The organism is Viridibacillus sp. d25.2, from assembly GCF_055456015.2.
Genome location: NZ_CM196652.1, coordinates 1,596,474 through 1,619,230 on the forward strand (window position 1 = coordinate 1,596,474; position 22,757 = coordinate 1,619,230).

The following is a 22,757-nucleotide window of genomic DNA, read 5'->3' on the forward strand; positions in this document are numbered from 1 at the left end:
TGTATCACATAATGATATATTGTTTTTAGATATATATATATATCATTTTATGATACATCTAAAAAGATATAGAGGGTGATTGGTTGAAAAAAACTGAGCAATTAACAGATTCAATGTTCTATATTATGGCTGCTTTAGCTAAACCAAGGCATGGTTACGCTATTATGAACTTAATTGAAGAAACAACAAAAGGGGCAATTACTATAGGTCCTGCTTCAATGTACACGATTATTAAAAAGTTATTAAAACAAGAGTGGATTTATTTGCATGATGGGTCGGATTCAAGACGTAAAACATACCTTCTTACTGAAAAAGGCAGAGAAGTATTAGAAGAAGATGTGAAGCTAAGAAAACTGATGATTCAATTAGCGGAAAGTGGATTGAAGGAGGTTGAAGAATGAGACAAACAAAGTATATTACGTCAGGTGGGTTAGCTTTTTCTGAGGATAAGGACATGGAAAAATTACGCCGATTTTCTTTGAGGGGTTGGCATGTCTGTGATTTTAAGTTTATGGGGTATACGCTTGAAAAAGGGAAAAGCTCAGATTATATCTACAGTGTAGATTATCGTTCATTAAAAGAGGATGAAGAAGGTGAATACTTTGATTTTTTTTCATCTTCTGGATGGTCGCATATTGCCTCAGAAGGAGATATTCATTTATTTCGAGCACATCCTAGTACAAAACCGATTTATAGTGACCGTGACACATCGGTTGAAAAGTATGAGAATTTAAATAGTTCCATGAAACGTCTAGCAATTCCGTTAGTTTTAATAACAGTACTCATATGGATTGGAGCAATGATAAGCTCTGGTATCTTAAAATCAACACTTCAGGTAATAGCTGTTATTTTCACTGTAATAGCCATCCCAACAGCTTGGACTGTAATCGCAACATACAAAAACAAATGGGAGGTAAAAGATAAAAAAGGATCAGTTATTCTATTGAAAACTATACCATTTCTTCTCGTCTTAATTGCTGTTATTATTTTGTTATTTGTCGATGGCAGTGCAGTTTACACCTTAGCGTCTATGGTAATTGGAGCAATCGCACTTCCAACTGCTGTTTGGGTAATCATGTCTCTTTATCATAAAATGGGGGGGAAGAGCGCTTAGTATAGGAGTGAATAATAAAGTTTTTAGACGTTGTTATTGTGACGGGTGCTTCGTATTATAAGGTTAACCAGTTTTTACTGGTTGACCTTATTTTTATAGGATTTAATATATCAGTAGCCATAGCAAGTGTTGCACTTAATTTGACAAAGTAACACATAATAAAAATAAACAACTAAACATTTTTGTTAATAATTTCTCTAAAAAGCAAATATTCATGATAAAATGAAGATAATTTGTTAGGAGTGATTATGTGGGTAATAAAATTGCGGGTATTTTTTTCCCAGCGTTTGCGATGTTAGGTGTTATCGCGATGACTTTGACAGGAGCTTTTGGAAGTGATGAGGCAAATAAATCCTATTTTCTTCTTAGTTTAGTCATTATTTTTCCTTTAACTTTTCTAGTGCAGGGAATATCATGTGCTTTAAATAATATTAATCCTTGGATTGCATTGGCAGTTTCTTATTTTGCTTTTATCATTATCCTATTCACGGTATTAAACAGCTCTGCATGGGGATACGGCGTGTACTTTCTTTTGTTTTGGGTCATTGGTTATTTTGGAACAAAAGGTATTAAAATGCTTCGCGCTAATAAAAACAAATAAAACTGTGCGAATTGTGCGCAGTTTTATTTTATTTCTTATAGGCATTTGCGCAAATTTCTTCACTATGTTTTGCCTTTTTAAAGGGACGAACAACTAGTGGATTCTCTTTGCAAAATTGAATGATTGTTTTATCTTCTTTATGTAGTCCGTAATAATAAGTAATTTGAGGTTCATCTTTGAATTCCAATTGATATAACCCTTGATAATAATCTTTGTGAATTACTTGTTTGGGTTCTAAGTAACCAGAGTTATCTGGAATTAGCATATCTTTAGTGATCTCATTTCTATCCATATGTTTATTCATATGATATTGTACTAGAAGTTTCGTATAAGGATTGCCCTTTATAATAACTAATAAATATAGAGAGGATAGACTACTAATAAATAAAACCACAGCAAAAATAAGAAAGAGTCTTTTCTTCAATCTAAAGAACCTCCTTTATTAAAATATACCAAATAAATACATTTATGTAAATGTTGTTTTTGGGCAAAAATAGAAACGCAGAAGAACTCACTGAGCTCTTCTGCGTTTTTTGTTAATTTACTGTTATATTCTTAGGGTCTTTCTCGATTTCTAATAATTTATTAAATGAAGCGATAGCGACTTCTACTTGATCGTCTTTCGGTTCTTTTGTTGTAAGTAGTTGTAGCCATAATCCAGGATAACCTAAATAGCGTAGTACTGGTACATTACGACAAGCATTTGTCCACTGTAGAACTTCAAAAGCCACTCCAAGTACAACTGGAATTAATAAAATACGATCTACAATTCTTAACCAAAACGGATCTGTTGGTACTAGGAAGTAGATGAACATACCTACGATAACTGTAAATAACATAAAACTACTACCACAACGGTAGTGTAAACGAGACTGCGCTTGTACATTTTCTACAGTTAAAGGTAGACCGTTTTCATAACAGTTTATGACCTTATGTTCAGAGCCGTGATATTGGAATACACGTTTAATAAGTGGAGTCAGAGATACAAAATAAATATAGCTAAGTAGCAATACTAATTTAAAACCGCTCTCTAACAAAATTTGTGCTACTTTTCCTGGAAACCAAGTATGAAGTAGTTGTGCCAAAAATACAGGGATTAATGTGAAAATAAATTTACCGAAAAGAAATGATAGTACGCCGATTGCAGCTACACCTAATATCATTTGTAGCTTCGAACCTTCTTCAGTCGATTCTTCTACTTCTTCGCCTGGATTTACATCATAACGATCACCGGCAAATTGCAAGTGCTTGGAGCCATTAGCAGCAGATTCAATAATAGCAACTATTCCTCGAATAAATGGAATTTTCTTTAACCGTTGAAGTGCTGGCTTTTTCTCTTTTTTAACATGGAAATATTCAATTGAGTCATCATTACGGCGGATTGCGGAAACAGTATGTTCTTTACCGCCCATCATTACGCCCTCAATCAGTGCTTGCCCCCCGTAAATCGGAGTCTGAGGTTGATCCTTCACTTGCTCCACCGCTCTCTTTTTGTATATTCAACTGTTTCTATTGTACTAAAAATTATAAAAAAGCTCTAGGAAAAGAATAGCTTTTGAAAATGAGGCAATGCTTGTGAAAAAGGAGTGTTGTGTTTTGAAAATTCATGTCTTGTTTTGGACATCAGTTTTAAGTGCTATTTCATTCACGGTTTGTCTGCGATTTCTAAAACTATTTTCCATAATTCATTGGAGTCCAATTGGTTGGTCTAAGCGATGGCATTTATTTAGTGGACATACGCCATTATTTAAATGGACTACATTAGCAATCATGTTGTTTGTTTTAGCAATAATAATTTTTTATTTAAGCCAACTATGTATAGCTATTCGAGCGGATATTGCGGCGATTGGGCTGAGTATCATTGTGATTTTTGGGTTACAGTGGTGGATGTTCGGTACGGTAGAGTTAAAAAAAGTATCGATTCCAATCTTCGCAATAATTGCTATGCACTTACGTTTTATAGTAGAAACAGCTATGTATCATAAAAAAGCAGAAAGTTTAGACTCCCGAAGTAAAATGCCTTATAATACTGATGTGGTAGAATAAATTCATCACATTGGGAAGGAGGAGAGATATGAAGTACTTATGTTTAAATGGACCTAATTTAAATCGATTAGGCAAGAGAGAACCAGGTATATATGGCTCGGAAACTCTTCAAGAAATAGAAAATGACCTTCAAAAGCTAGCAGGCGAGTTTGGTGCCACAATTGAGTTAAAGCAATCGAATCATGAAGGACAGTTGATAGACTGGATTCATGACGCTGAAGACACTGAAACTGCAGGCATTGTCTTTAATCCAGGTGCATATACACATACAAGCGTGGCAATACGCGATGCCATTGCCGCTGTAAATGTACCTGTCATAGAGGTGCATATCTCGAATATACATAAACGTGAAGAATTCCGTCACCATTCATATCTAGCGCCAGAGTGTGTGGGACAAATTTCGGGATTAGGGACTAAGGGTTATCAACTTGCATTACGCATGTTTTTAGAAAAATAACGGGGGGCTTTGATTATTATGGAGAAACTAAAAAAATTAAGAGTAGCATTACAAGAACAGGGGCTTGATGCAATACTTATTACAAATGACTATAATCGCCGTTACATGACAGATTTTACTGGAACTTCTGGAGTAGCAATTGTTTCTCAAAATGATGCAGTATTTATTACAGATTTCCGATACACTGAACAAGCTGCAAAACAAGTGCAACATTATCGAATTGTACAACACCAAGCTACAATCATTGAAGAAATTGCTAATCAAGTACAAGAGATGGGAATCAAAACATTAGCATTTGAGAAAGAAGACGTTAGTTATAGCACTTTTGAAGTATATTCGAAACATCTAAAAACCGATTTAGTCGGTGTATCAGGTTTAGTAGAAAAAATCCGCTTGATTAAGACCGAACAAGAGATTAATATTATAAAGGTCGCTTGTGAAATAGCGGATGCGGCATTCGAGCATATACTAACATTTATTAAAGCAGGCAAAACAGAGTTAGAAGTATCAAATGAACTGGAATTCTTTATGCGAAAACAAGGAGCGACTTCATCTTCTTTTGATATAATTGTTGCATCAGGTGTACGCTCGGCATTGCCACATGGCGTTGCAACTGATAAAATAATAGAAAATGGTGATTTTGTCACTTTAGATTTTGGTGCGCTCTATAATGGCTATATCTCTGATACAACACGTACAGTTGCAGTTGGAGAGCCTTCAGATCAATTGAAGGAAATTTACAACATTGTATTAAATGCTGAGTTACTTGGATTAGCCCAATTTAAACCAGGTATGACAGGTATTGAAGCTGATGCAGTGACACGTGATTATATTAAAGCACATGGATATGGTGAGGCATTTGGCCACTCAACAGGTCATGGAATTGGTTTAGAAGTACATGAAGGTCCTGGATTATCATTCCGTTCATCTACTGTTTTAGAACCAGGTATGGTTGTGACATGTGAACCTGGTATTTATCTACCAGGAATCGGTGGTGTCCGTATTGAGGACGATACATTAATCACAGAGACAGGTAATGAAAAACTAACTCATTCCACAAAAGAATTAATCATTTTATAAAGTAATATTGGAGGAACATTCATGATTTCAGTAAACGATTTTCGTACAGGCCTAACAATCGTAGTAGACGGTGGACTTTTCCGTGTACTTGATTTCCAACACGTAAAACCTGGTAAAGGTGCAGCATTTGTACGATCAAAACTTCGTAACCTACGTAACGGTTCAGTAATGGAAAAAACTTTCCGTGCAGGTGAAAAAGTAGAAAAAGCTCAAATTGACAACAATAAAATGCAATATCTATATGCTTCAGGTGATAATTATGTGTTCATGAACACTGAAACTTATGACCAAATTGAATTAACTGAAAACCAAATTAAAGATGAATTAAAATTCTTACTAGAGAACATGGAAGTTTCAATCATGTCTTACGAAGGAGAAATCCTTGGTGTAGATCTTCCGAATACAGTTGTTCTAGAAGTAATTGAAACTGAACCAGGTATTAAAGGTGATACTGCTTCAGGTGGTTCTAAACCAGCAAAAGTTCAAACTGGATTAGTTGTTCAAGTACCATTCTTCGTTAACGTTGGTGACAAATTAGTTATTAACACTGATGAAGGTTCATATGTATCTCGTGGCTAATTTAGCCTTTTTTTATAAGAGACCCTTATAGCTTATGCTATTAGGGTCTTTTTTTGTTTTCGAATGTTTGTATGAATAGAACTCATATCTTCCTCTGACCTTGCATAGATTAAGTTATACAAGAGGAGGGACAGCTACGGAACTTCAGGACATTCTTCGCATAGCCGGAATTGGACTTGTGATAGCGCTTTTACATATCTTTTTTGAACAAACCGGCAAAAAGGAGTTTTCTTTTTTTCTTTATTTTCTAGCCTATATGTATATCGCAGCGGAATTACTTCATTTTTTACGTTTGTTCTTTGATGAAATTCTTACCTTCTTCCAATGGTTAACGGCTACCTAAGCTTATGACGATATTATTTTACGCTGTGATTATGCTAATTCTTTTAATGTTCATTCAAATGGCAATTCCTGTACTGCATCGTGTCTTATATACGGTGTTTTTTTTCTTATTAATGAGCTTTTTATTAATGCGTTTATTCATCCCGTTTTTTCAAAGGTTATTGCATGCATTTCCAATTGAGATTCCATATTTATCGCTCATTCTAGGCAGTGCATTTATATATTTCGTTTCAACGGCCGTGTCACAACATTTAACGGACCAGGATTATGAAGCACTTGCCTTATTATCACATACAGCGGTAAAACTGATTATTTTATCTCTTTGGTTAAAAGAGATAATTGAATTATTTTCAATTTGGCAACGTTTAATAGAGCCTTAGCAGATGAAGATTGTCAATTTTATGGACAAACTTAATTTAATAGATGAAGAAATTTTGGATAAACGTCAATAAAGATAGGAGGGTAAGATTGGATTGGTTACAGGAGATTTTGGTCGCTCCCTTCAAAGACACATTATTTGCACTCGTTTCATTGCTTTTTTACGCAATACTTTTTTTAATATTAAATTTTATAATGCCGCAATTTAAAGAGTGGACAAGGGTGTTCTTTTTTATCGCTATACTTACTACTACATTAAAGCCTGTTTATCAATCCTTTACTATGATGCAGGCATTATCTGAGAATATGATTGCATTCTTTAGTGCCCTTTATCCAATATTAATGTCTGCAATGGCCATTTCAGCTGGTGCTATGTCATTAATGGCGTGGCATCCTATGCTATTATTACTCATTCAATTTGCAGTATTTTTGACGGGGCGGTGGTTAATCCCTTTGTTAACGGCATCCTTGATTTTTGATTTTCTATCGCGTTTTATGCCCGAGATATCTTTTGCAAGAATGGCTGATTTTATACGAGTACTTGTATTAAGTGTCGTTTCAGCTACGGTCATGTGCTATTCGATGTTTTTAGTAATGAATAGTGTAGTTTCAGTATCTTTTACCGGAGCTGCACTCGGACCTTTAAAGAAGATGATCCAACAAAATATTCCGTTTATAGGTTCTTTCATAACTGAGAGTTTAAGTACTTTTAGAAAATATTCATCTACTACCGCAACGGTAACGAGTACAGGCTTAATGATAGGTATATTTACTGCTGCTATCATTCCAACATTAAAAATTTTAATGACAGGACTAAGTTTTCGGTTCCTGTCTGCATTAATGGAGCCTTTTTCGGATAAAGATATTGCAAGTTTTTTAGATGATATAGGTAAAACACTATTTGTTTTGTGTGCAGTATCTTTTATTATCGCATTTGCTTTCTTTTTCACTGCAATTTTAGCAGTTATACTTCTGAAACTACAAATACAAGAAGGATAGGATTGGGGTTGTGGAAGCATTTTTACTTGGTTTAGTCGTCATTATATTCGTTGGTAAAATTGTAAGTTTGCTACTAGAAGAACCGGAAGAGTGGGTTATTCTATTGAAAATAATCGTTGCAATATGGGTTTTACAGTTTGTTTTTAATTTTTGGCGTTAGTATCTCATAGATTAGGGTTGTGCTTCATACAATGAAGTAGATAACAGGAAAGATGTGAAGAGGGGGATGACTAGCTCGGGCGGTGCAGAATATGAAAAAGACGTCAATTTACTATGTAGGAATATTGATGGCAATTGTCATCATTATCGTGGGCATGCTTTCATATAATAATGAAAACCCTATGAAAACATCGTCTAAAGGAGAAAATGTATCAACTAATGAAGCGGAACAGCTAGCGACCATTTTATCTAGGATTGACAAAGTTGGAAAAGTTGAGCTCTATTTTTATGCAGGTGGACAAACGGCACAAGATGTAAAAAAAGATTCTACATCCTTAGAGAATTATTTCAGCTGGTCTAATACAGCTGGACAAGAAAGTGGTCAAATAACTGGAGTATTAGTTGTTGCGGAAGGAGCGAGTGACATCGAGGTAAAGAATGAATTAGTAATTACGCTGACAAAAGTGCTGGAAATACCAGCACACCGAATTGTGGTAATGCCTATGGAAAAGAGAGGGGAAATAAAATGAGAGTAAAAAAGAGAGCGGTTTGGTTTTTAACATTATTGAGTTTAGCAGCTGTAATTTCAGTGTACTACCTAATGAATCCAGCACAACCATTTAATGGACTGAAAATATTCTCAGATAGAACGTTAACTAATACCGCAGTTGATGATATTGCTAAACTAACAGGTAATGATAAAACACCTGTCACAGCACAGAGTGACTTATTTGAAGAAATGCGTATGGAGTTACTAAATGAACGTAGTCAATTGAAAAAAACACTAACGCTAAAAGCAGCTTCTGAAAAGAATACGGCTGAAGAAAAGAATGAAGCGTATAATGAGATCGATGTTATTACAAAGAAGGAATCTAATGAAGCGATGTTAGAAATGCTTATTAAAACTTTAGGCTATTCAGATGCATTTGTAAAAGCTGAAGATGATCGAATTCGTGTTACAGTACAGTCTGCCGAATTATCAAAATCTAAAGCTGATGAAATTATTTACACTGTAAAAAAAGAGATACCTACAGCTGGTGAAGTAGTAGTTGATGTTAAATCTGAGTCTTTTTAACGAAAAAAGGGCGATATAATCTTGAGTAATTCCTATTTTCAATTATCTATTTAAAAAAACCCCAAAACAAGATAGAATAAATAGTGTATTATATTTCACGAAATTAAGGGGAGTAATGTATGTTGAAAATTCAGGAAATCCGAGAGATTATTAAACTAGTAGATTCATCTTCAATTGACGAGTTCGTTTATGAGGTAGCAGATACAAAAGTTAAACTTAAAAAAAATGGCGGTGTGGCAGTTGTAACTGAAGCGCCAGTAGTAAAAGTAGCTCCAGTAGCAACGCCAACACCAGTCGTGGCTCCAACAGCACCAGTAGCAGCGCCGACTGTAGTTGCTGAAGCAGCGCCAGTAGTAGCTATTGATGCATCATTATACAAAATCACTTCACCAATGGTAGGAACTTTCTATCAAGCTCCAAACCCTGAATCACCAGCTTTTGTAAAAGTTGGAGATAAAGTCGGCGAGGAAGCAGTAGTATGTATCGTTGAAGCAATGAAATTATTTAATGAAATCGAAGCAGAAGTGAATGGCGAAATCGTTGAAATTCTTGTTAAAGACGGCGATTTAGTTGAATACGGTCAACCTCTGTTCCTAGTAAAAGAGAACTAAGGGAGGCCTATCCAAATGAAAAAAGTATTAATTGCAAACCGTGGAGAAATCGCGGTACGTATTATTCGCGCTTGTAAAGAATTAGATATTCAGTCTGTAGCGGTGTATTCAGAAGCGGATCGTGATGCACTTCACGTTCAATTAGCTGACGAAGCATATTGCATCGGACCAAAACTTTCAAGTGACAGTTACTTGAAAATTAGTAGTATTTTAAGTGTTGCTCAAAAAACTGGCTGTGATGGAATTCACCCAGGGTATGGCTTCTTAGCAGAGAATGCTAGTTTTGCAGAGGCTTGTGAAGATGCAGGCATTACTTTTATTGGACCGACTTCTGACGCCATCAAGATGATGGGTATTAAAGATATAGCAAAAGATTCAATGATTAAAGCGGGTGTACCAACAGTTCCTGGTTCAGCTGGTATCGTAGCAGATGCAACTGAAGCAGCGGAAGTTGCCAAAGGTATTGGATACCCAGTTATCATTAAAGCAACTGCCGGTGGTGGTGGTAAAGGGATCCGTGTAGCACGCACTGAAGAAGAATTGATTAAAGGTGTTCAAATCACTCAAAAAGAAGCGGCTGCAGCATTCGGTAACCCAGGCGTATACTTAGAAAAATTCATTGAGGATTTCCGTCACTGTGAAATTCAAATATTAGCGGACAACTATGGCAATACAATTCACCTAGGTGAACGTGATTGTACAGTTCAACGTCGTATGCAAAAACTTGTTGAAGAAGCTCCGTCTCCTGCACTTTCTGAAGAACGTCGTGCCGAGATGGGTGAAGCTGCAGTTAAAGCTGCACTAGCTTGTGGATACCGCGGTGCTGGTACGGTAGAATTCATTTTTGATTATCATCAAGACAAGTTCTACTTCATGGAAATGAATACACGTATTCAAGTAGAGCATCCAGTAACTGAAATGATTACAGGTATTGACCTAGTTCAACAACAACTTAAGATTGCTTCAGGCGAGAAATTGGTGTATAAACAAGAAGATGTGAAAGTGAATGGTTGGGCGATGGAATGTCGTATCAATGCAGAAAATCCGTCTAAAAACTTTATGCCTTCACCGGGTAAAGTAGAAGACTATATAGCACCAGGTGGTTACGGAGTCCGTATCGACTCTGCTATGTATCCAGGATATAGTATTCCTCCGTTCTACGATTCAATGGTTGCAAAATTGATTGTACATGCAGATACACGTGAAGAAGCAATTGCTAAGATGAAACGCGCATTAGGTGAGTTCATTGTTGAAGGACCAGGAATTCAAACAACAATTCCTTTCCACGCAAAATTAATGGATCATGAGGTATTCAAAAAAGGTGATTTCAATACGAAATTCCTTGAAGAAAATGACGTCATGAATTCATAAGAAAGGGGCGAATTCTATGGCTGAAAAAGTCATACAATCATTACCGCAAAGTACTCCCGCTGGTAAAGAGGAGTTAGGTAAGATTGAAGTAGCGCCTGAAGTTATTGAAGTTATTGCAGGAATTGCTACTACAGAAGTAGAGGGCGTTTCTGGTACAAGAGGAAACTTTGCTACAGGCGTAGTAGAAAAATTCGGTAAAAAGGTTCATGGGAAAGGTATTAAAACCGAATGGACTGAGACGGGCTTAATCGTAGATGTTTATTGCTTCGTGCAATATGGTGCATCTGTTGCGAAAGTTGCGCATCAAGTTCAGACCCAGATCCGTGAAGCTATCTTTAATATGACATCTCTTTCAACACAAGAGGTAAATGTACATATTACCGGCATTCAATTTGATCAAGTGAACGATGCAAAAACTGAATAATGTCAAAAAGCACCACTTCTTAGGGAGTGGTGCTTTTTCTGACTATTCAAAAGTTAATGGAATCAATGAATTGAATCGAAAAATGTGATAAGATAATGCTACATGCATATTTAATGAAACACTTCACATTTCGGGTTTATTTTGAACATATTGCCCTGTTTTGCATAGGCAATATGTCAGAATCTCCCCAATGTAGTAGTATAAAGGAGAACTATATAAATGAAGCGACGAGAAGCGCGTGAAAAAGCGATACAAGTACTTTTTCAACTAGAAAATACAGAGTTAACAGTTACAGAGGCGATTGAACATATCGTAGGTGAAGAGAGTTCGCCATTCTTCGAACAAATAGTACAAGGTACTGTTTTACACATGGAAGAAATCGACGAATCTTTAGTTGGAAAATTAGAAAATTGGTCATTACCTCGCTTAGCGAAAATTGAACGTACAATTTTACGCTTAGCGGTTTATGAAATTTTATATACACCTGAAACACCGAAGAATGTCGTTTTAAACGAAGCTATTGAGTTAAGTAAAACATATGGCGATGAGAAATCTAGCCGCTTTGTAAACGGCGTATTATCAAAATACGCAAAATAATAAATTCTAAATTAAATTTGGGAGTGTTATTAATAATGTCAGGTAAGCTAATTAATGGTAAAGAAATTGGAGATACAATTCGACGATCTATTCAACAAGAAGTGAATGATTTAAAAGAACAAGGTATTACACCAGGTCTAGCAGTTATATTAGTAGGGGACAATCCAGCTTCTAAAACATACGTTTCAAACAAACAGAAATCATGCGAGCAAATGGGTATTCACTCAGTACTTATCGAGTTATCAGCAGATATTTCAGAAGAAACATTATTAAGCGAAATTGACAGACTAAATGCTGATTCAGCAATTGACGGCATTTTAGTACAATTACCACTTCCAAAACACATTGATGAACAAAACATCATCGCAGCTATTTCTCCTGAGAAGGATGTAGATGGCTTCCATCCAGAAAGCGTAGGGAAAATGATGCTTGGTCAACCAACTTATTTACCTTGTACGCCGTATGGTGTGATGAAGTTATTAGAATATGCGAATATAGACGTTGCAGGTAAACACGCTGTCATCGTTGGACGAAGCCATATTGTAGGTGTTCCAATGGGACAACTATTACTACAAAAAGACGCAACAGTGACTTATTGTCACTCTAAAACTCCTAATCTAGCTGCAATGACTACACAAGCTGATATTTTAGTAGTTGCCACAGGTCGTGCGAAAATGATTGGTGCTGAGCATGTAAAAGAAGGCGCTGTTGTTATTGATGTAGGTATTAACCGCGACGAAAATAATAAACTTTGCGGCGATGTTGATTTTGATTCAGTTATTGATAAAGTATCAGCAATCACACCCGTACCTAAAGGTGTTGGCCCGATGACGATTACAATGTTGTTATTTAATACATTGCAATCGGCGAAAAAGAAGTTTACTCAAGACAAATGAGCTCAAAACAGGTAAAATAGTAACGCAGAAGCTGTTTTTCTGATGAAAGACAGCTTTTTTTATGAAATCAAATTTTTGATAAAACGTTCGGATAAGGAGTCTGAGGCTGTTGACAAGTACACCTTATTTATCTGTCCAAGCACTAACAAAGTATATTAAAAAGAAATTTGATGCTGATCCTCACTTACGTGATGTTTTTGTAAAAGGAGAACTATCAAATGTTAAAAAACATACAGGATCTGGCCATATTTATTTCACATTGAAAGATGAGAAAACACAAATTGCAGCTGTGATGTTTGCGAAAAGTGCCAGTCGTCTGAAATTTGAACCTGAAAATGGCATGAAGGTTTTTATTCGTGGAGATGTAAATGTCTATGAAGGTAGTGGACGTTATCAGTTGTATGCAGTATCAATGGAACCAGACGGTATAGGCAGTTTACATATCGCCTTTGAACAACTACAAGCAAAACTCTTAAAAGAGGGATTGTTTGATGAAAGTCATAAAAAAGCGATACCAACATTCCCACGCAAAATTGGTGTTGTTACAGCGCCAACTGGAGCAGCCATACGAGATATTTGTACAACGATTACGCAACATTACGCTCTAGCAGATGTTGTGATTTTCCCTGCACTCGTGCAAGGAGAACAAGCAGCACCTAGTATTGTAAAAGCAATAAAGCAAGCTAACCTTATGGAAGAAATCGATGTTTTAATTGTCGGACGTGGTGGAGGTTCAATTGAGGACCTTTGGGCGTTTAATGAAGAGATTGTTGCTAGAGCCATTTTTGAAAGTGACATACCTGTCATTAGTGGTGTCGGACACGAAACAGATACTACGATTGCGGACCACGTATCAGACTGGCGGGCAGCGACGCCTACAGCCGCTGCAAAAAAGGCTGTACCGAATAGCGAAGATTTAGTGAAGCATTTATTGACACGGAGGTCACAACTATTTCAACTGACACAATCGCGAATTCGACATGAAAGAAGTCAATTAGAGCGGTTACAGAAATCTTATCCGATTGCGTATCCAGACCGTCTATTTCGTCCGTTTGTAGAGAAGTTAAGTCGTACAGATGAGCAGTTACAAGCACAAATGACGAACTATATCAAAGATAAGCAGGCAATTTTGCAACAATTAGCAAATCGTGTACAAATGAATACGCCACTACAAGAAGTGAGATATAAACAGCAACATGTAGCAAGATTGAGCACGCAGCTTGATAAAAGTGTGGTGCAATCAATCAATAAGCAACAAGATGCATTCAGGTCCATCATTCGTACTTTAGAAGCTTTAAATCCTTTAACAATCATGAACCGTGGATATAGCATCGTTTATCAAGACGGAAAAGTAGTAAAATCAGTACAGCAAATAGAAGAAAAACAAAATTTGACTATTCATTTTCCAGATGGTCAGGCGAATGCTGAAATTACGTCCATAACAATGAAAGCGAGGGGAGAAGAATAATGGCTGAAAAGAAACAATCTTTTGCTAAGTCAATCGAACAACTAGAAGAAATCGTTCATCAACTTGAACAAGGTGAAGTAGCTTTAGAAGATGCAATAGATTTATATAAAAAAGGGATGAAATTATCCCAGTTTTGCCACGACCAATTACAAAATGCAGAGCAGCAACTGATCTCGATTATGGATGACAATGGCAACGAAAAGCCTTTTAAACCAACAGGGGAAGAGGGACAAAGTAAATGACAGAGCTTTTAAAAGAATTTATGGCAACCAATATACCAACAGTTGAAAAACGTATGCAAGAACTGGTTAAGAATATTGAAGCGCCAGCAGTGTTAAAAGAATCCATGCTTTATTCATTAAATGCAGGTGGTAAAAGAGTAAGACCACTTTTTGTACTTGCTGTTATGGACCATTTCAATGTTCGCAATGATGATGGGTTTACTGTAGGTGCTGTCATTGAAATGATTCATACGTATTCACTGATTCATGATGATCTACCGAGCATGGACAATGATGATTACCGCAGAGGCAAATTAACAAACCATAAAGTATATGGAGATGCATTTGCAACACTAGCTGGAGATGCTCTTAATACACTATCATTTGGTATACTTGCTCGTATGCAACAAATTCCGCCGGTATCACGTTTACTGTTAGTAGATAAATTAAGTGAAGCAGCTGGAGCTGAAGGTATGGTCGGAGGACAGATCCTAGATATCGAAGGCGAAACAAAACAATTAACATTGTCAGAACTAGAAAAAGTTCATGTCAACAAAACAGGAGCTCTTCTTCGTTTTAGTATTGAGTCAGGTGCCATTATAGCAAATGCCACAGAAGAAGAACGTGCAATCTTAGTGGAATATGCGCATCATATCGGTCTTGCATTCCAAATTCAAGACGATATTTTAGACATTGAAGGTACAACAGAACAGCTAGGGAAAACAGCTGGTAAAGACGTTGCAAGTGATAAAAGTACTTACCCCGCACTCCTTACATTACCAGGCGCCAAAGAAAAGTTGCATGAGCATTACAACCTTGCGATAAAAGCGCTTGAAAAACTGCCTTCGGAAAGCAGTCTACTAAAAGACTTAGCTGATTATATTGTTCATCGTAACAAGTAATGGCCGTTTTAGTTTGTACAATTGTTTAACACTGTTATAATAGGTGAAACATTGTGCGATGAATATTTTAATGAAAAGGTGTGTGATGGCGATGGATTTAAACAAAATATCTAGTCCATCCTTTTTGAAAGACTTAAATACAAAACAACTTCAAGATTTAAGTGAAGATGTTCGAAAGTTTTTAATTGGAAAATTATCTATAACAGGTGGTCATATTGGACCGAATCTTGGTGTAGTTGAGTTAACTATTGCTTTACATCGTGCGTTCAATAGCCCACAAGATAAATTTATTTGGGATGTAGGACATCAAGCATATGTCCATAAAATTTTGACAGGTCGTGCCGATCAATTCGATACGCTACGTCAATATAAAGGGTTATGTGGATTCCCAAAACGCAATGAAAGCGAACATGATGTTTGGGAAACCGGACATAGTTCAACATCCCTTTCAGCAGCGATGGGGATGGCAGCAGCTCGAGATATAAAAGGTGATAAAAACTTTGTTGTCCCTATTATTGGTGACGGTGCTTTAACAGGCGGTATGGCTTTAGAGGCTCTAAATCATATTGGTCATGAGAAAACAAATATGATTGTCATTTTAAATGATAATGAAATGTCAATCGCACCAAATGTAGGTGCACTGCACAATGTTTTAGGACGTTTACGTACTGCGAATAATTACAACAAAGCCAAAGATGAATTAGAACAGCTATTGAAAAAAATCCCTGCAGTTGGTGGTAAATTAGCTGCGACAGCAGAACGGGTTAAAGATAGCTTAAAATATTTACTCGTGTCGGGTGTGTTTTTCGAAGAACTAGGTTTCACTTACCTTGGTCCAATTGATGGTCATAATTTTGAAACTTTAGAAGAAACATTACAAAACGCAAAAAGAATGCAAGGCCCTGTAATAATCCACGTTATTACAAAAAAAGGGAAAGGTTATTTGCCAGCTGAAAACGATACAGTTGGAACTTGGCATGGAACTGGCCCTTATAAAATGGAAACTGGCGATCTTGTAAAGCCAAAAACAACTGCTCCCGGGTGGTCTAGTTTAGTTGCAGAAACAGTTCGTAAATTGGCTCGGGTCGATGAACGAATCGTTGCAATTACACCTGCAATGCCGGTTGGTTCTAAATTAGAAGGCTTTGCTAGTGAATTCCCAAATCGTATGTTTGATGTTGGTATCGCAGAGCAACATGCCGCAACAATGGCAGCTGGTATGGCAGCAGATGGAACGAAGCCATTTTTAGCAATCTACTCGACATTCCTACAACGAGCTTATGACCAAGTATTACATGATATTTGTCGTCAAAATTTGAATGTATTTATTGGAATTGATCGTGCTGGATTAGTAGGTGCAGATGGCGAAACTCATCAAGGCGTCTTTGACATTGCCTTTTTACGTCATATGCCAAACATGGTTATTATGATGCCAAAAGACGAAAATGAAGGTCAGCATATGGTAAAAACAGCTATTGATTATAATGAGGGTCCTATCGCTCTTCGTTACCCACGTGGTAATGGCTTAGGAGTACCAATGGACACTGAGCTTACAGCTTTACCAATTGGTAGTTGGGAAGTACTTCGTGAAGGTAAAGATGCAACGATATTGACGTTTGGTACGACCATTCCAATGGCACAAGAAGCCGCTGAAGTTTTAGCTGAACAAGGTATACAAGTTGAAATTGTTAATGCACGCTTTATCAAACCAATGGATGAAGTAATGTTACATCGCATAATGCAAAGTAAAAAACCAATCTTAACTATTGAAGAAAGCGTATTGCAAGGCGGCTTCGGTAGTGCAGTATTAGAATTTGCGAATGACAATCATTATTCAACCACACAAATTGATCGTATCGGTATTCCTGATATGTTCATTGAACATGGTAGCGTCGATATGTTACTTCAAGAAATTAATTTAACTGCTGAAGAAACCGTATTACGCATTCAACAATTAGTTAATGAAGACAATAAAGAGCAAGCAGGTTTAAAAGCATAATGACAACAAAAATACAAAAAGAGCGTGTCGATATTCTTCTTGTTGAAAGAGGACTATGCGAAACACGTGAAAAAGCAAAACGTACCATCATGGCAGGGCAAGTGTATTCAAATGAAGTGCGCCTAGATAAGCCTGGTGAGAAAATACCGGTCGATTCTGAGCTCACTATTAAAGGGGCACAGTTACGCTATGTAAGTCGTGGAGGCTTAAAACTAGAAAAAGCATTAGATATTTTTGATGTTGCTGTACAAGATAAATTAATGTTAGATATCGGTTCATCTACTGGCGGATTTACTGATTGCGCCCTACAAAATGGTGCGAAGCATTGCTACGCACTTGATGTAGGCTACAATCAACTGGCGTGGAAAATCCGTCAAGATGAGCGAGTAACTGTAATGGAACGTACAAATTTCCGTTATGTCACAGCACCTGACTTGGAAGAAGGTTTACCTGAATTTGCAACAATTGATGTATCCTTCATCTCTCTAAAACTAATCTTACCTGTGTTGAAAACGTTGTTAGTACCTGGTGGAGATGTTATTGCACTAGTGAAGCCACAGTTTGAAGCTGGGAAAGACAAAGTTGGAAAAAAAGGTGTCGTTCGTGAACCGAAAATACATTTAGAAGTATTAGAATCTATTGCAACATTCGCTGAATCAGTTGGATTCGTGGTAAAAGATGCTTCCTATTCTCCAATTACAGGTGGAGAAGGGAATATAGAGTTTTTATACCATCTGTACAACCCACACCAAGGAGAAGAGCTGCAATCATTTACAGACTTCAATACCTTGGTGAGTGAGGCACATCAACAACTTAAATGACGCGGCCCATTCTTTTGGGCCGTGTTTTTTTTCTTGTGATTTTATATAATCGATGTTACGGTTATAAAAAGAAGAGCATTATTATTCATAGAGGTGAAAAAAATTGAATAAAAGCCAACGCCATATTCGAATCCGCGACATGATCGCTAATAATGATATTGAAACACAGGATGATTTGGTCGATTTACTAAAAGAAGCAGGTTATCATGTAACGCAAGCGACAATTTCTAGGGATATTAAAGAGTTACATTTAATCAAAGTTCCTCTTCAAGATGGTCGCTATAAATACAGCTTACCAGCAGATCAACGCTTCAATCCAATTCAAAAGCTACACCGTGCGTTAGCAGATGCGTTTGTAAGCATTGATGGTGCAAGTCACTTCCTAGTGATGAAGACATTACCAGGAAATGCACATGCAATAGGATCATTACTAGACCATTTAGATTGGACAGAAATATTAGGAACTATTTGTGGAGATGACACGATCATGATTTTATGTCGTGAGGAATCCCAACGCGAATCAATAAAAAATCGCTTACTTGAAATGTTGTAATCTGAGGTGAGTTGTCTTGTTACGAGAGCTATCGATTAAAAACTTTGCAATAATTGAAGACTTAACAGTAGGTTTTGTTGAAGGGTTAACAGTTTTAACTGGTGAAACAGGTGCCGGAAAATCAATTATTATTGATGCAGTTCAGCTATTAGCTGGTGGTCGTGGTTCTCAGGAATTTATCCGACATGGGGCTAAAAAAGCCGAACTTGAAGGGCTCTTTGCGATATCCTCTGAAAACCACTCTGCTTATCAAAAATGTGCAGAAGCTGGGATCGAAATTGAAGAGGGAATGGTTATTTTACGTCGAGATTTAAATGACAATGGAAAAAGTGTTTGTCGTGTTAATGGAAAACTCGTTCCTCTTTCATTATTGCGTGAAATAGGCGCAACATTAATCGATGTTCATGGCCAGCATGAAAGCCAAGAATTAATGGATGATAAGAGACATATTTCTTTATTGGATCAGTTTGCGGGTCCAGACATTGATTCATTGAAAGATCGTTATAGTGAAGAATACTCAGCTTATCGTGAACTGAAAAAGGAACTTGCTGCAATATCTCTTGGTGAACAGCAAGTAGCTCAAAAAATTGATCTTTTTTCATTTCAGATTAAAGAAATTGACGCTTGCCAATTTAGAGCACGAGAAGAAGAGGAATTAGCAGAAGAACGTCGTCGATTGATGAACTTTAATAAGATCTATGAACGGTCCAATACAGCGCATGAAGCCATTCTGGGTGAATCTAGAGGACTCGACTGGATTGGACAAGCTATGACCGATTTAGAAGAAGTTGCTACATTAGATGAAGGCTTTAGAGAGCATTCTGATAATGTATCTGCTGCCTTTTATTCTTTACAAGAAGCAGCCTTTCAAATTAAAAACATACTAGATGACCTTGAGTTTAACCCGGAGCGTTTGAACGAAGTAGAACAACGTTTAGCCTTAATCCAATCGATGAAACGTAAATACGGTGCTACACTTGAGGACATCCTAACTTATCGTGAAAAAATTGGAGAAGAACTGGAATCTCTAATCAATCGCGACGAAAATATGCAAAAAAACGAACAACAATTAAATGAATTGAAAGAAAGCTTACTGCAAACAGCAGAGAAATTAACAGCTGTTCGTAAAAAAGCCGGTCGTAAACTTAGTGATGCCATTATGCAACAGCTACGTGCGTTATATATGGAAAAAGCAGACTTTAGTGTTCATTTTGAACCTCTAGCTGCAGATCAGTTTGATCATAATGGGTTAGATCGTATTGTATTTTATATTGCAACTAATGTTGGTGAACCACCGAAACCATTAACGAAAATTGCTTCAGGCGGGGAATTATCCCGTATGATGCTAGCATTAAAAACCATCTTCTCTTCAACCAATGGCATTACATCAATTATTTTCGATGAAGTGGATACAGGTGTCAGCGGACGTGTTGCTCAGGCAATAGCTGAAAAAATTTCAGCTATTTCGATGCATTCTCAAGTGCTCTGTATTTCTCATTTACCACAGGTTGCGGCGATGGCTGATCACCATTATTATATTAAGAAACATGAAGAAGCTTATCGAACAGTGACATCACTAACTGAAATTTTTGATAATGCGCGAATCGATGAAATAAGCCGTATGATGTCTGGCGCAGAAGTGACAGAGTTAACATTCCAACATGCAAAAGAATTGGTAGAAATAGCTAATGGTCGCAAAAAAGCCATGACCATTTAATTAGGAAACTGTCTGCCCCAACCAATTGGGCGGGCAGTTTTTTATATATGTATTGTTTTAAAAAAAACTTCTATGTAAAACCTTCCACCTTCTCCAATCATCCAATTCACCTCAAATATTTACCGTACATAACATGCTAAAACAAAGCCATAGTAAAAGGACGATGAGGAGGTGAAAAATGAAAAATCAAATGCGTTATGTCATGCAGTTTGTCGCATTGTTATTTGCCATTTTGCTACTACCATTTGGTGTTTCTGCCGAAAAAAGCTTAATTCCGATGGGACATTCAATAGGTGTGGAACTACAGCTTCAAAATGTCTATTTAACAAATGATGTACTCCTAAAAAACGGTACTTGGTTGAAAGCTGGAGATACTATTCAAGCGATCAATTCTCAACAAGTAAGAACGCTTGAAGAAGTAAAATCGCTATTTGTTAGTTCTTCAGGTAAATTAATGGATGTGAAGCTAAAACGTCAGCAAAAAACAGAACATATTAAGATAAAGAAGGAAGAGCTTGAACCTATGTTATCCTTCTTTAGAGATCAAACTGACGGTATTGGTACATTAACCTTTATTGACCCAGAAACAAAGGAATACGGAGCATTGGGGCATCAAATTATCGACTCGGTTGTTTCAGCACCACCTAAATTTTCGTCCGGATCAATTTTCTATGCATCCATCGAACAAATAAAAAAGAGTGTACCTGGTGAACCAGGTTATAAAATATCTTCGATTGAACATAATGCTGGACAATTAGGTAGTATAGCCGAAAATAATGTATACGGTATATTTGGAAAATGGTCGAATGCTTTAGAACAAGGTTTACCTAAACCTATGGAAATCATGCAACCTTCTGAAATAAAAGTCGGTAAGGCAAAATTGCTCACGACTATTGAAGGGAAAAATGTAGAGGCATTTGATGTGAAAATTACCAAAGTAGATGACAAAACATTGCAATTTGAAGTGACAGATGCGCAGTTGAAAAAGAAAACGGGAGGCATCTTACAAGGTATGAGCGGAAGTCCGATTATACAAAACGGGCGATTTGTAGGAGCAGTCACACATATGTATATCGAAACTCCGGAAAAGGGAGCAGCTATACCTCTTACAGAGATGTTGAAAAAGCAACCATCTTAAAGGAAAGTGCTTTTATAAATCCCCATTAAAAATACGCTGCACCGAGAGAAGCTGGTGCAGCACTTTTTTATAGAAATTTTTATATTGAAAAGAATATGTGATAAAAAGCATTCTTTTTCACTGTTACTTTTGTTACAATAAAAGTGACAAATAATCGACAAATTGTTAAGTGTGAATGAATACTGTCGAAATACATAGTATCTCTATGTCTACATACTTATTTTTTTAAGAATAAAAGGTATTCATGCAAAAAAGTCGAATTATCCACTTTGTATCAAAAACGAGTTTACTTTAATTCATCTTGTCGGTTTTGATCGTGTTTAACGGAAGCGCAAGCACAAAGGAGGAAATAATAATGCGAAAAGTAAAAGTTGCAATTGCAGATGATAATCGGGAACTAGTTCGTACATTAGAGATGTATCTACAAAATAACCCAGAAATTGAAGTTATCGGAACAGCCCCTAACGGCAAACTTTGTTTGAAAATGTTAGAGGAACAAGTACCAGATGTTCTATTATTAGATATTATCATGCCTCACCTGGATGGTTTAGCGGTTTTGGAAGTTATGCATGAAAACGAAATTTATAATAATGTTCAAGTCATTATGTTAACTGCATTCGGACAAGAGGATGTTATGAAACAAGCTGTGGACTTAGGTGCTTCTTATTTCATGTTAAAACCTTTTGAATTTGATCGTCTTGTTTCAAAAGTTTTACAATGTGCGGGGCATAAAACAGAAAAAACAAAACGTGTAAGCGTGCTGCAAGGATCACAACCACAACAAATGGATCAACGCCAACTTGATGCAACGATTACGGGTATTATAAAAGAAATTGGTGTGCCAGCTCATATCAAAGGCTATGCATATTTACGAGAAGCTATTCAAATGGTATATATGGATGTTGAGTTACTTGGTTCGATCACTAAAATTTTATATCCAGATATAGCGAAAAAATTCGATACAACGTCATCACGCGTTGAGCGTGCAATTCGTCATGCCATTGAAGTCGCTTGGAACCGAGGAAACTATGAATCTATTTCGAAAATGTTCGGCTACACTGTTCATCACTTAAAGAGCAAACCAACTAATAGCGAATTCATCGCCATGATTGCTGATAAAATTCGTATTGAAATGGTTGCTAGTTGAAAGGGTTAGGACATTGATATAAAAACGTTCAGAACCATTTTGTAATAATTTCTACACTGGTA

29 protein-coding genes are annotated in these 22,757 nt (G+C 36.7%); 27 read left to right on the top strand and 2 right to left on the bottom strand.

Annotated features, from left to right (window positions below; translation table 11 throughout):
• Positions 1 to 83 precede the first annotated feature (83 nt).
• The 3 genes from ACZLO7_RS07865 to ACZLO7_RS07875 all read left to right on the top strand — a co-directional run bounded on the left by ACZLO7_RS07865 (position 84) and on the right by ACZLO7_RS07875 (position 1,715).
• On the top strand, positions 84 to 401 hold the full coding sequence (locus ACZLO7_RS07865) for a PadR family transcriptional regulator (protein ID WP_464940266.1): 318 nt from the start codon (positions 84 to 86) through the stop codon (positions 399 to 401).
• Positions 398 to 1,114, top strand: coding sequence for a DUF2812 domain-containing protein (locus ACZLO7_RS07870; RefSeq protein WP_464940267.1), 717 nt, complete (start codon positions 398 to 400; stop codon positions 1,112 to 1,114). Before ACZLO7_RS07865 ends, ACZLO7_RS07870 begins: the two co-directional genes overlap by 4 nt.
• A gap of 250 nt (positions 1,115 to 1,364) precedes the next feature.
• Positions 1,365 to 1,715 carry a hypothetical protein gene (locus ACZLO7_RS07875; protein WP_464940268.1) on the top strand — a complete coding sequence of 117 codons (351 nt, stop codon included), beginning with the start codon at positions 1,365 to 1,367 and terminating at the stop codon, positions 1,713 to 1,715.
• A 28-nt stretch (positions 1,716 to 1,743) separates the two neighbouring features.
• Here ACZLO7_RS07875 and ACZLO7_RS07880 read toward each other — a convergent pair whose 3' ends face one another.
• Positions 1,744 to 2,139, bottom strand: coding sequence for a DUF3139 domain-containing protein (locus ACZLO7_RS07880; RefSeq protein ID WP_464940270.1), 396 nt, complete (start codon positions 2,137 to 2,139; stop codon positions 1,744 to 1,746).
• A 112-nt stretch (positions 2,140 to 2,251) separates the two neighbouring features.
• Complete coding sequence (locus ACZLO7_RS07885) at positions 2,252 to 3,130, bottom strand: DUF1385 domain-containing protein (RefSeq protein ID WP_464940337.1); 879 nt, start codon at positions 3,128 to 3,130, stop codon at positions 2,252 to 2,254.
• A 181-nt stretch (positions 3,131 to 3,311) separates the two neighbouring features.
• Between ACZLO7_RS07885 and ACZLO7_RS07890 the strand changes: the two genes are divergently transcribed.
• The 24 genes from ACZLO7_RS07890 to spo0A all read left to right on the top strand — a co-directional run bounded on the left by ACZLO7_RS07890 (position 3,312) and on the right by spo0A (position 22,695).
• Positions 3,312 to 3,761 carry a hypothetical protein gene (locus tag ACZLO7_RS07890; RefSeq protein WP_464940271.1) on the top strand — a complete coding sequence of 150 codons (450 nt, stop codon included), beginning with the start codon at positions 3,312 to 3,314 and terminating at the stop codon, positions 3,759 to 3,761.
• Between the two features lie 28 nt (positions 3,762 to 3,789).
• The gene (aroQ, locus tag ACZLO7_RS07895) at positions 3,790 to 4,218 is read left to right on the top strand and encodes a type II 3-dehydroquinate dehydratase (protein WP_464940272.1); all 429 of its coding nucleotides are present in this window, start codon (positions 3,790 to 3,792) and stop codon (positions 4,216 to 4,218) included.
• An 18-nt stretch (positions 4,219 to 4,236) separates the two neighbouring features.
• The gene (locus ACZLO7_RS07900) at positions 4,237 to 5,298 is read left to right on the top strand and encodes a M24 family metallopeptidase (protein ID WP_464940273.1); all 1,062 of its coding nucleotides are present in this window, start codon (positions 4,237 to 4,239) and stop codon (positions 5,296 to 5,298) included.
• A 21-nt stretch (positions 5,299 to 5,319) separates the two neighbouring features.
• Positions 5,320 to 5,877, top strand: coding sequence for an elongation factor P (gene efp / locus ACZLO7_RS07905; RefSeq protein ID WP_464940274.1), 558 nt, complete (start codon positions 5,320 to 5,322; stop codon positions 5,875 to 5,877).
• A gap of 100 nt (positions 5,878 to 5,977) precedes the next feature.
• On the top strand, positions 5,978 to 6,220 hold the full coding sequence (locus ACZLO7_RS07910; RefSeq protein ID WP_464940275.1) for a SpoIIIAC/SpoIIIAD family protein: 243 nt from the start codon (positions 5,978 to 5,980) through the stop codon (positions 6,218 to 6,220).
• A 4-nt stretch (positions 6,221 to 6,224) separates the two neighbouring features.
• The gene (locus tag ACZLO7_RS07915; protein WP_464940276.1) at positions 6,225 to 6,599 is read left to right on the top strand and encodes a hypothetical protein; all 375 of its coding nucleotides are present in this window, start codon (positions 6,225 to 6,227) and stop codon (positions 6,597 to 6,599) included.
• Positions 6,600 to 6,687: 88 nt separating this feature from the next.
• The gene (locus ACZLO7_RS07920; RefSeq protein WP_464940277.1) at positions 6,688 to 7,596 is read left to right on the top strand and encodes a stage III sporulation protein AE; all 909 of its coding nucleotides are present in this window, start codon (positions 6,688 to 6,690) and stop codon (positions 7,594 to 7,596) included.
• Between the two features lie 10 nt (positions 7,597 to 7,606).
• Complete coding sequence (locus tag ACZLO7_RS07925; protein WP_464940278.1) at positions 7,607 to 7,756, top strand: hypothetical protein; 150 nt, start codon at positions 7,607 to 7,609, stop codon at positions 7,754 to 7,756.
• A 91-nt stretch (positions 7,757 to 7,847) separates the two neighbouring features.
• A complete protein-coding gene (locus ACZLO7_RS07930) occupies positions 7,848 to 8,285 on the top strand; it encodes a SpoIIIAG-related protein (RefSeq protein WP_464940279.1) in 438 nt (145 codons plus the stop codon).
• Positions 8,282 to 8,830 (top strand): SpoIIIAH-like family protein, encoded by a 549-nt coding sequence (locus ACZLO7_RS07935; RefSeq protein WP_464940280.1) that lies wholly within the window; start codon positions 8,282 to 8,284, stop codon positions 8,828 to 8,830. Before ACZLO7_RS07930 ends, ACZLO7_RS07935 begins: the two co-directional genes overlap by 4 nt.
• Before the next feature lie 119 nt (positions 8,831 to 8,949).
• On the top strand, positions 8,950 to 9,441 hold the full coding sequence (gene accB, locus ACZLO7_RS07940) for an acetyl-CoA carboxylase biotin carboxyl carrier protein (RefSeq protein WP_464940281.1): 492 nt from the start codon (positions 8,950 to 8,952) through the stop codon (positions 9,439 to 9,441).
• 15 nt (positions 9,442 to 9,456) lie between these two features.
• Positions 9,457 to 10,812, top strand: a complete 1,356-nt coding sequence (gene accC, locus ACZLO7_RS07945) for an acetyl-CoA carboxylase biotin carboxylase subunit (RefSeq protein ID WP_464940282.1) — start codon at positions 9,457 to 9,459, stop codon at positions 10,810 to 10,812.
• Positions 10,813 to 10,828: 16 nt separating this feature from the next.
• Positions 10,829 to 11,236, top strand: coding sequence for an Asp23/Gls24 family envelope stress response protein (locus ACZLO7_RS07950; RefSeq protein ID WP_464940283.1), 408 nt, complete (start codon positions 10,829 to 10,831; stop codon positions 11,234 to 11,236).
• A gap of 219 nt (positions 11,237 to 11,455) precedes the next feature.
• Positions 11,456 to 11,833, top strand: coding sequence for a transcription antitermination factor NusB (gene nusB, locus ACZLO7_RS07955; protein ID WP_464940284.1), 378 nt, complete (start codon positions 11,456 to 11,458; stop codon positions 11,831 to 11,833).
• A gap of 35 nt (positions 11,834 to 11,868) precedes the next feature.
• The gene (gene folD / locus ACZLO7_RS07960) at positions 11,869 to 12,729 is read left to right on the top strand and encodes a bifunctional methylenetetrahydrofolate dehydrogenase/methenyltetrahydrofolate cyclohydrolase FolD (protein WP_464940285.1); all 861 of its coding nucleotides are present in this window, start codon (positions 11,869 to 11,871) and stop codon (positions 12,727 to 12,729) included.
• A gap of 109 nt (positions 12,730 to 12,838) precedes the next feature.
• Positions 12,839 to 14,197 carry an exodeoxyribonuclease VII large subunit gene (gene xseA, locus ACZLO7_RS07965; protein ID WP_464940286.1) on the top strand — a complete coding sequence of 453 codons (1,359 nt, stop codon included), beginning with the start codon at positions 12,839 to 12,841 and terminating at the stop codon, positions 14,195 to 14,197.
• Entirely contained in the window at positions 14,197 to 14,439 is a 243-nt protein-coding gene (locus tag ACZLO7_RS07970) for an exodeoxyribonuclease VII small subunit (protein ID WP_464940287.1), read from the top strand. The genes xseA and ACZLO7_RS07970 overlap by 1 nt, the downstream gene beginning before the upstream one ends.
• The gene (locus ACZLO7_RS07975) at positions 14,436 to 15,320 is read left to right on the top strand and encodes a polyprenyl synthetase family protein (protein WP_464940288.1); all 885 of its coding nucleotides are present in this window, start codon (positions 14,436 to 14,438) and stop codon (positions 15,318 to 15,320) included. The genes ACZLO7_RS07970 and ACZLO7_RS07975 overlap by 4 nt, the downstream gene beginning before the upstream one ends.
• A 91-nt stretch (positions 15,321 to 15,411) precedes the next feature.
• Entirely contained in the window at positions 15,412 to 17,319 is a 1,908-nt protein-coding gene (gene dxs, locus ACZLO7_RS07980) for a 1-deoxy-D-xylulose-5-phosphate synthase (RefSeq protein WP_464940289.1), read from the top strand.
• Positions 17,319 to 18,140, top strand: coding sequence for a TlyA family RNA methyltransferase (locus ACZLO7_RS07985; RefSeq protein WP_464940290.1), 822 nt, complete (start codon positions 17,319 to 17,321; stop codon positions 18,138 to 18,140). The genes dxs and ACZLO7_RS07985 overlap by 1 nt, the downstream gene beginning before the upstream one ends.
• A 103-nt stretch (positions 18,141 to 18,243) precedes the next feature.
• Positions 18,244 to 18,693 (top strand): transcriptional regulator AhrC/ArgR, encoded by a 450-nt coding sequence (gene ahrC / locus ACZLO7_RS07990; protein ID WP_427752249.1) that lies wholly within the window; start codon positions 18,244 to 18,246, stop codon positions 18,691 to 18,693.
• 16 nt (positions 18,694 to 18,709) lie between these two features.
• Positions 18,710 to 20,410 (top strand): DNA repair protein RecN, encoded by a 1,701-nt coding sequence (gene recN / locus ACZLO7_RS07995; protein WP_464940291.1) that lies wholly within the window; start codon positions 18,710 to 18,712, stop codon positions 20,408 to 20,410.
• Positions 20,411 to 20,588: 178 nt separating this feature from the next.
• Entirely contained in the window at positions 20,589 to 21,548 is a 960-nt protein-coding gene (locus ACZLO7_RS08000; protein ID WP_464940292.1) for a SpoIVB peptidase S55 domain-containing protein, read from the top strand.
• Positions 21,549 to 21,903: 355 nt separating this feature from the next.
• Positions 21,904 to 22,695: a sporulation transcription factor Spo0A gene (gene spo0A / locus ACZLO7_RS08005; RefSeq protein WP_427752254.1), complete on the top strand. Its 792-nt coding sequence runs from the start codon at positions 21,904 to 21,906 to the stop codon at positions 22,693 to 22,695.
• The last annotated feature ends 62 nt before the right edge of the window (positions 22,696 to 22,757 follow it).

Bases quoted from the DNA above. Each gene is read 5' to 3' on its own strand.
- dxs (WP_464940289.1), top strand. From the start codon at position 15,412: ATGGATTTAAACAAAATATCTAGTCCATCCTTTTTGAAAGACTTAAAT.
- ACZLO7_RS07950 (WP_464940283.1), top strand. From the start codon at position 10,829: ATGGCTGAAAAAGTCATACAATCATTACCGCAAAGTACTCCCGCTGGT.
- ACZLO7_RS07915 (WP_464940276.1), top strand. From the start codon at position 6,225: ATGACGATATTATTTTACGCTGTGATTATGCTAATTCTTTTAATGTTC.
- ACZLO7_RS07935 (WP_464940280.1), top strand. From the start codon at position 8,282: ATGAGAGTAAAAAAGAGAGCGGTTTGGTTTTTAACATTATTGAGTTTA.
- ACZLO7_RS07900 (WP_464940273.1), top strand. From the start codon at position 4,237: ATGGAGAAACTAAAAAAATTAAGAGTAGCATTACAAGAACAGGGGCTT.
- ACZLO7_RS07930 (WP_464940279.1), top strand. From the start codon at position 7,848: ATGAAAAAGACGTCAATTTACTATGTAGGAATATTGATGGCAATTGTC.
- accB (WP_464940281.1), top strand. From the start codon at position 8,950: ATGTTGAAAATTCAGGAAATCCGAGAGATTATTAAACTAGTAGATTCA.
- ACZLO7_RS07885 (WP_464940337.1), bottom strand. From the start codon at position 3,130: ATGATGGGCGGTAAAGAACATACTGTTTCCGCAATCCGCCGTAATGAT.
- ACZLO7_RS07970 (WP_464940287.1), top strand. From the start codon at position 14,197: ATGGCTGAAAAGAAACAATCTTTTGCTAAGTCAATCGAACAACTAGAA.
- efp (WP_464940274.1), top strand. From the start codon at position 5,320: ATGATTTCAGTAAACGATTTTCGTACAGGCCTAACAATCGTAGTAGAC.
- ACZLO7_RS07975 (WP_464940288.1), top strand. From the start codon at position 14,436: ATGACAGAGCTTTTAAAAGAATTTATGGCAACCAATATACCAACAGTT.
- nusB (WP_464940284.1), top strand. From the start codon at position 11,456: ATGAAGCGACGAGAAGCGCGTGAAAAAGCGATACAAGTACTTTTTCAA.
- ACZLO7_RS07870 (WP_464940267.1), top strand. From the start codon at position 398: ATGAGACAAACAAAGTATATTACGTCAGGTGGGTTAGCTTTTTCTGAG.
- ACZLO7_RS08000 (WP_464940292.1), top strand. From the start codon at position 20,589: ATGAAAAATCAAATGCGTTATGTCATGCAGTTTGTCGCATTGTTATTT.
- folD (WP_464940285.1), top strand. From the start codon at position 11,869: ATGTCAGGTAAGCTAATTAATGGTAAAGAAATTGGAGATACAATTCGA.
- spo0A (WP_427752254.1), top strand. From the start codon at position 21,904: ATGCGAAAAGTAAAAGTTGCAATTGCAGATGATAATCGGGAACTAGTT.
- aroQ (WP_464940272.1), top strand. From the start codon at position 3,790: ATGAAGTACTTATGTTTAAATGGACCTAATTTAAATCGATTAGGCAAG.
- accC (WP_464940282.1), top strand. From the start codon at position 9,457: ATGAAAAAAGTATTAATTGCAAACCGTGGAGAAATCGCGGTACGTATT.
- ACZLO7_RS07985 (WP_464940290.1), top strand. From the start codon at position 17,319: ATGACAACAAAAATACAAAAAGAGCGTGTCGATATTCTTCTTGTTGAA.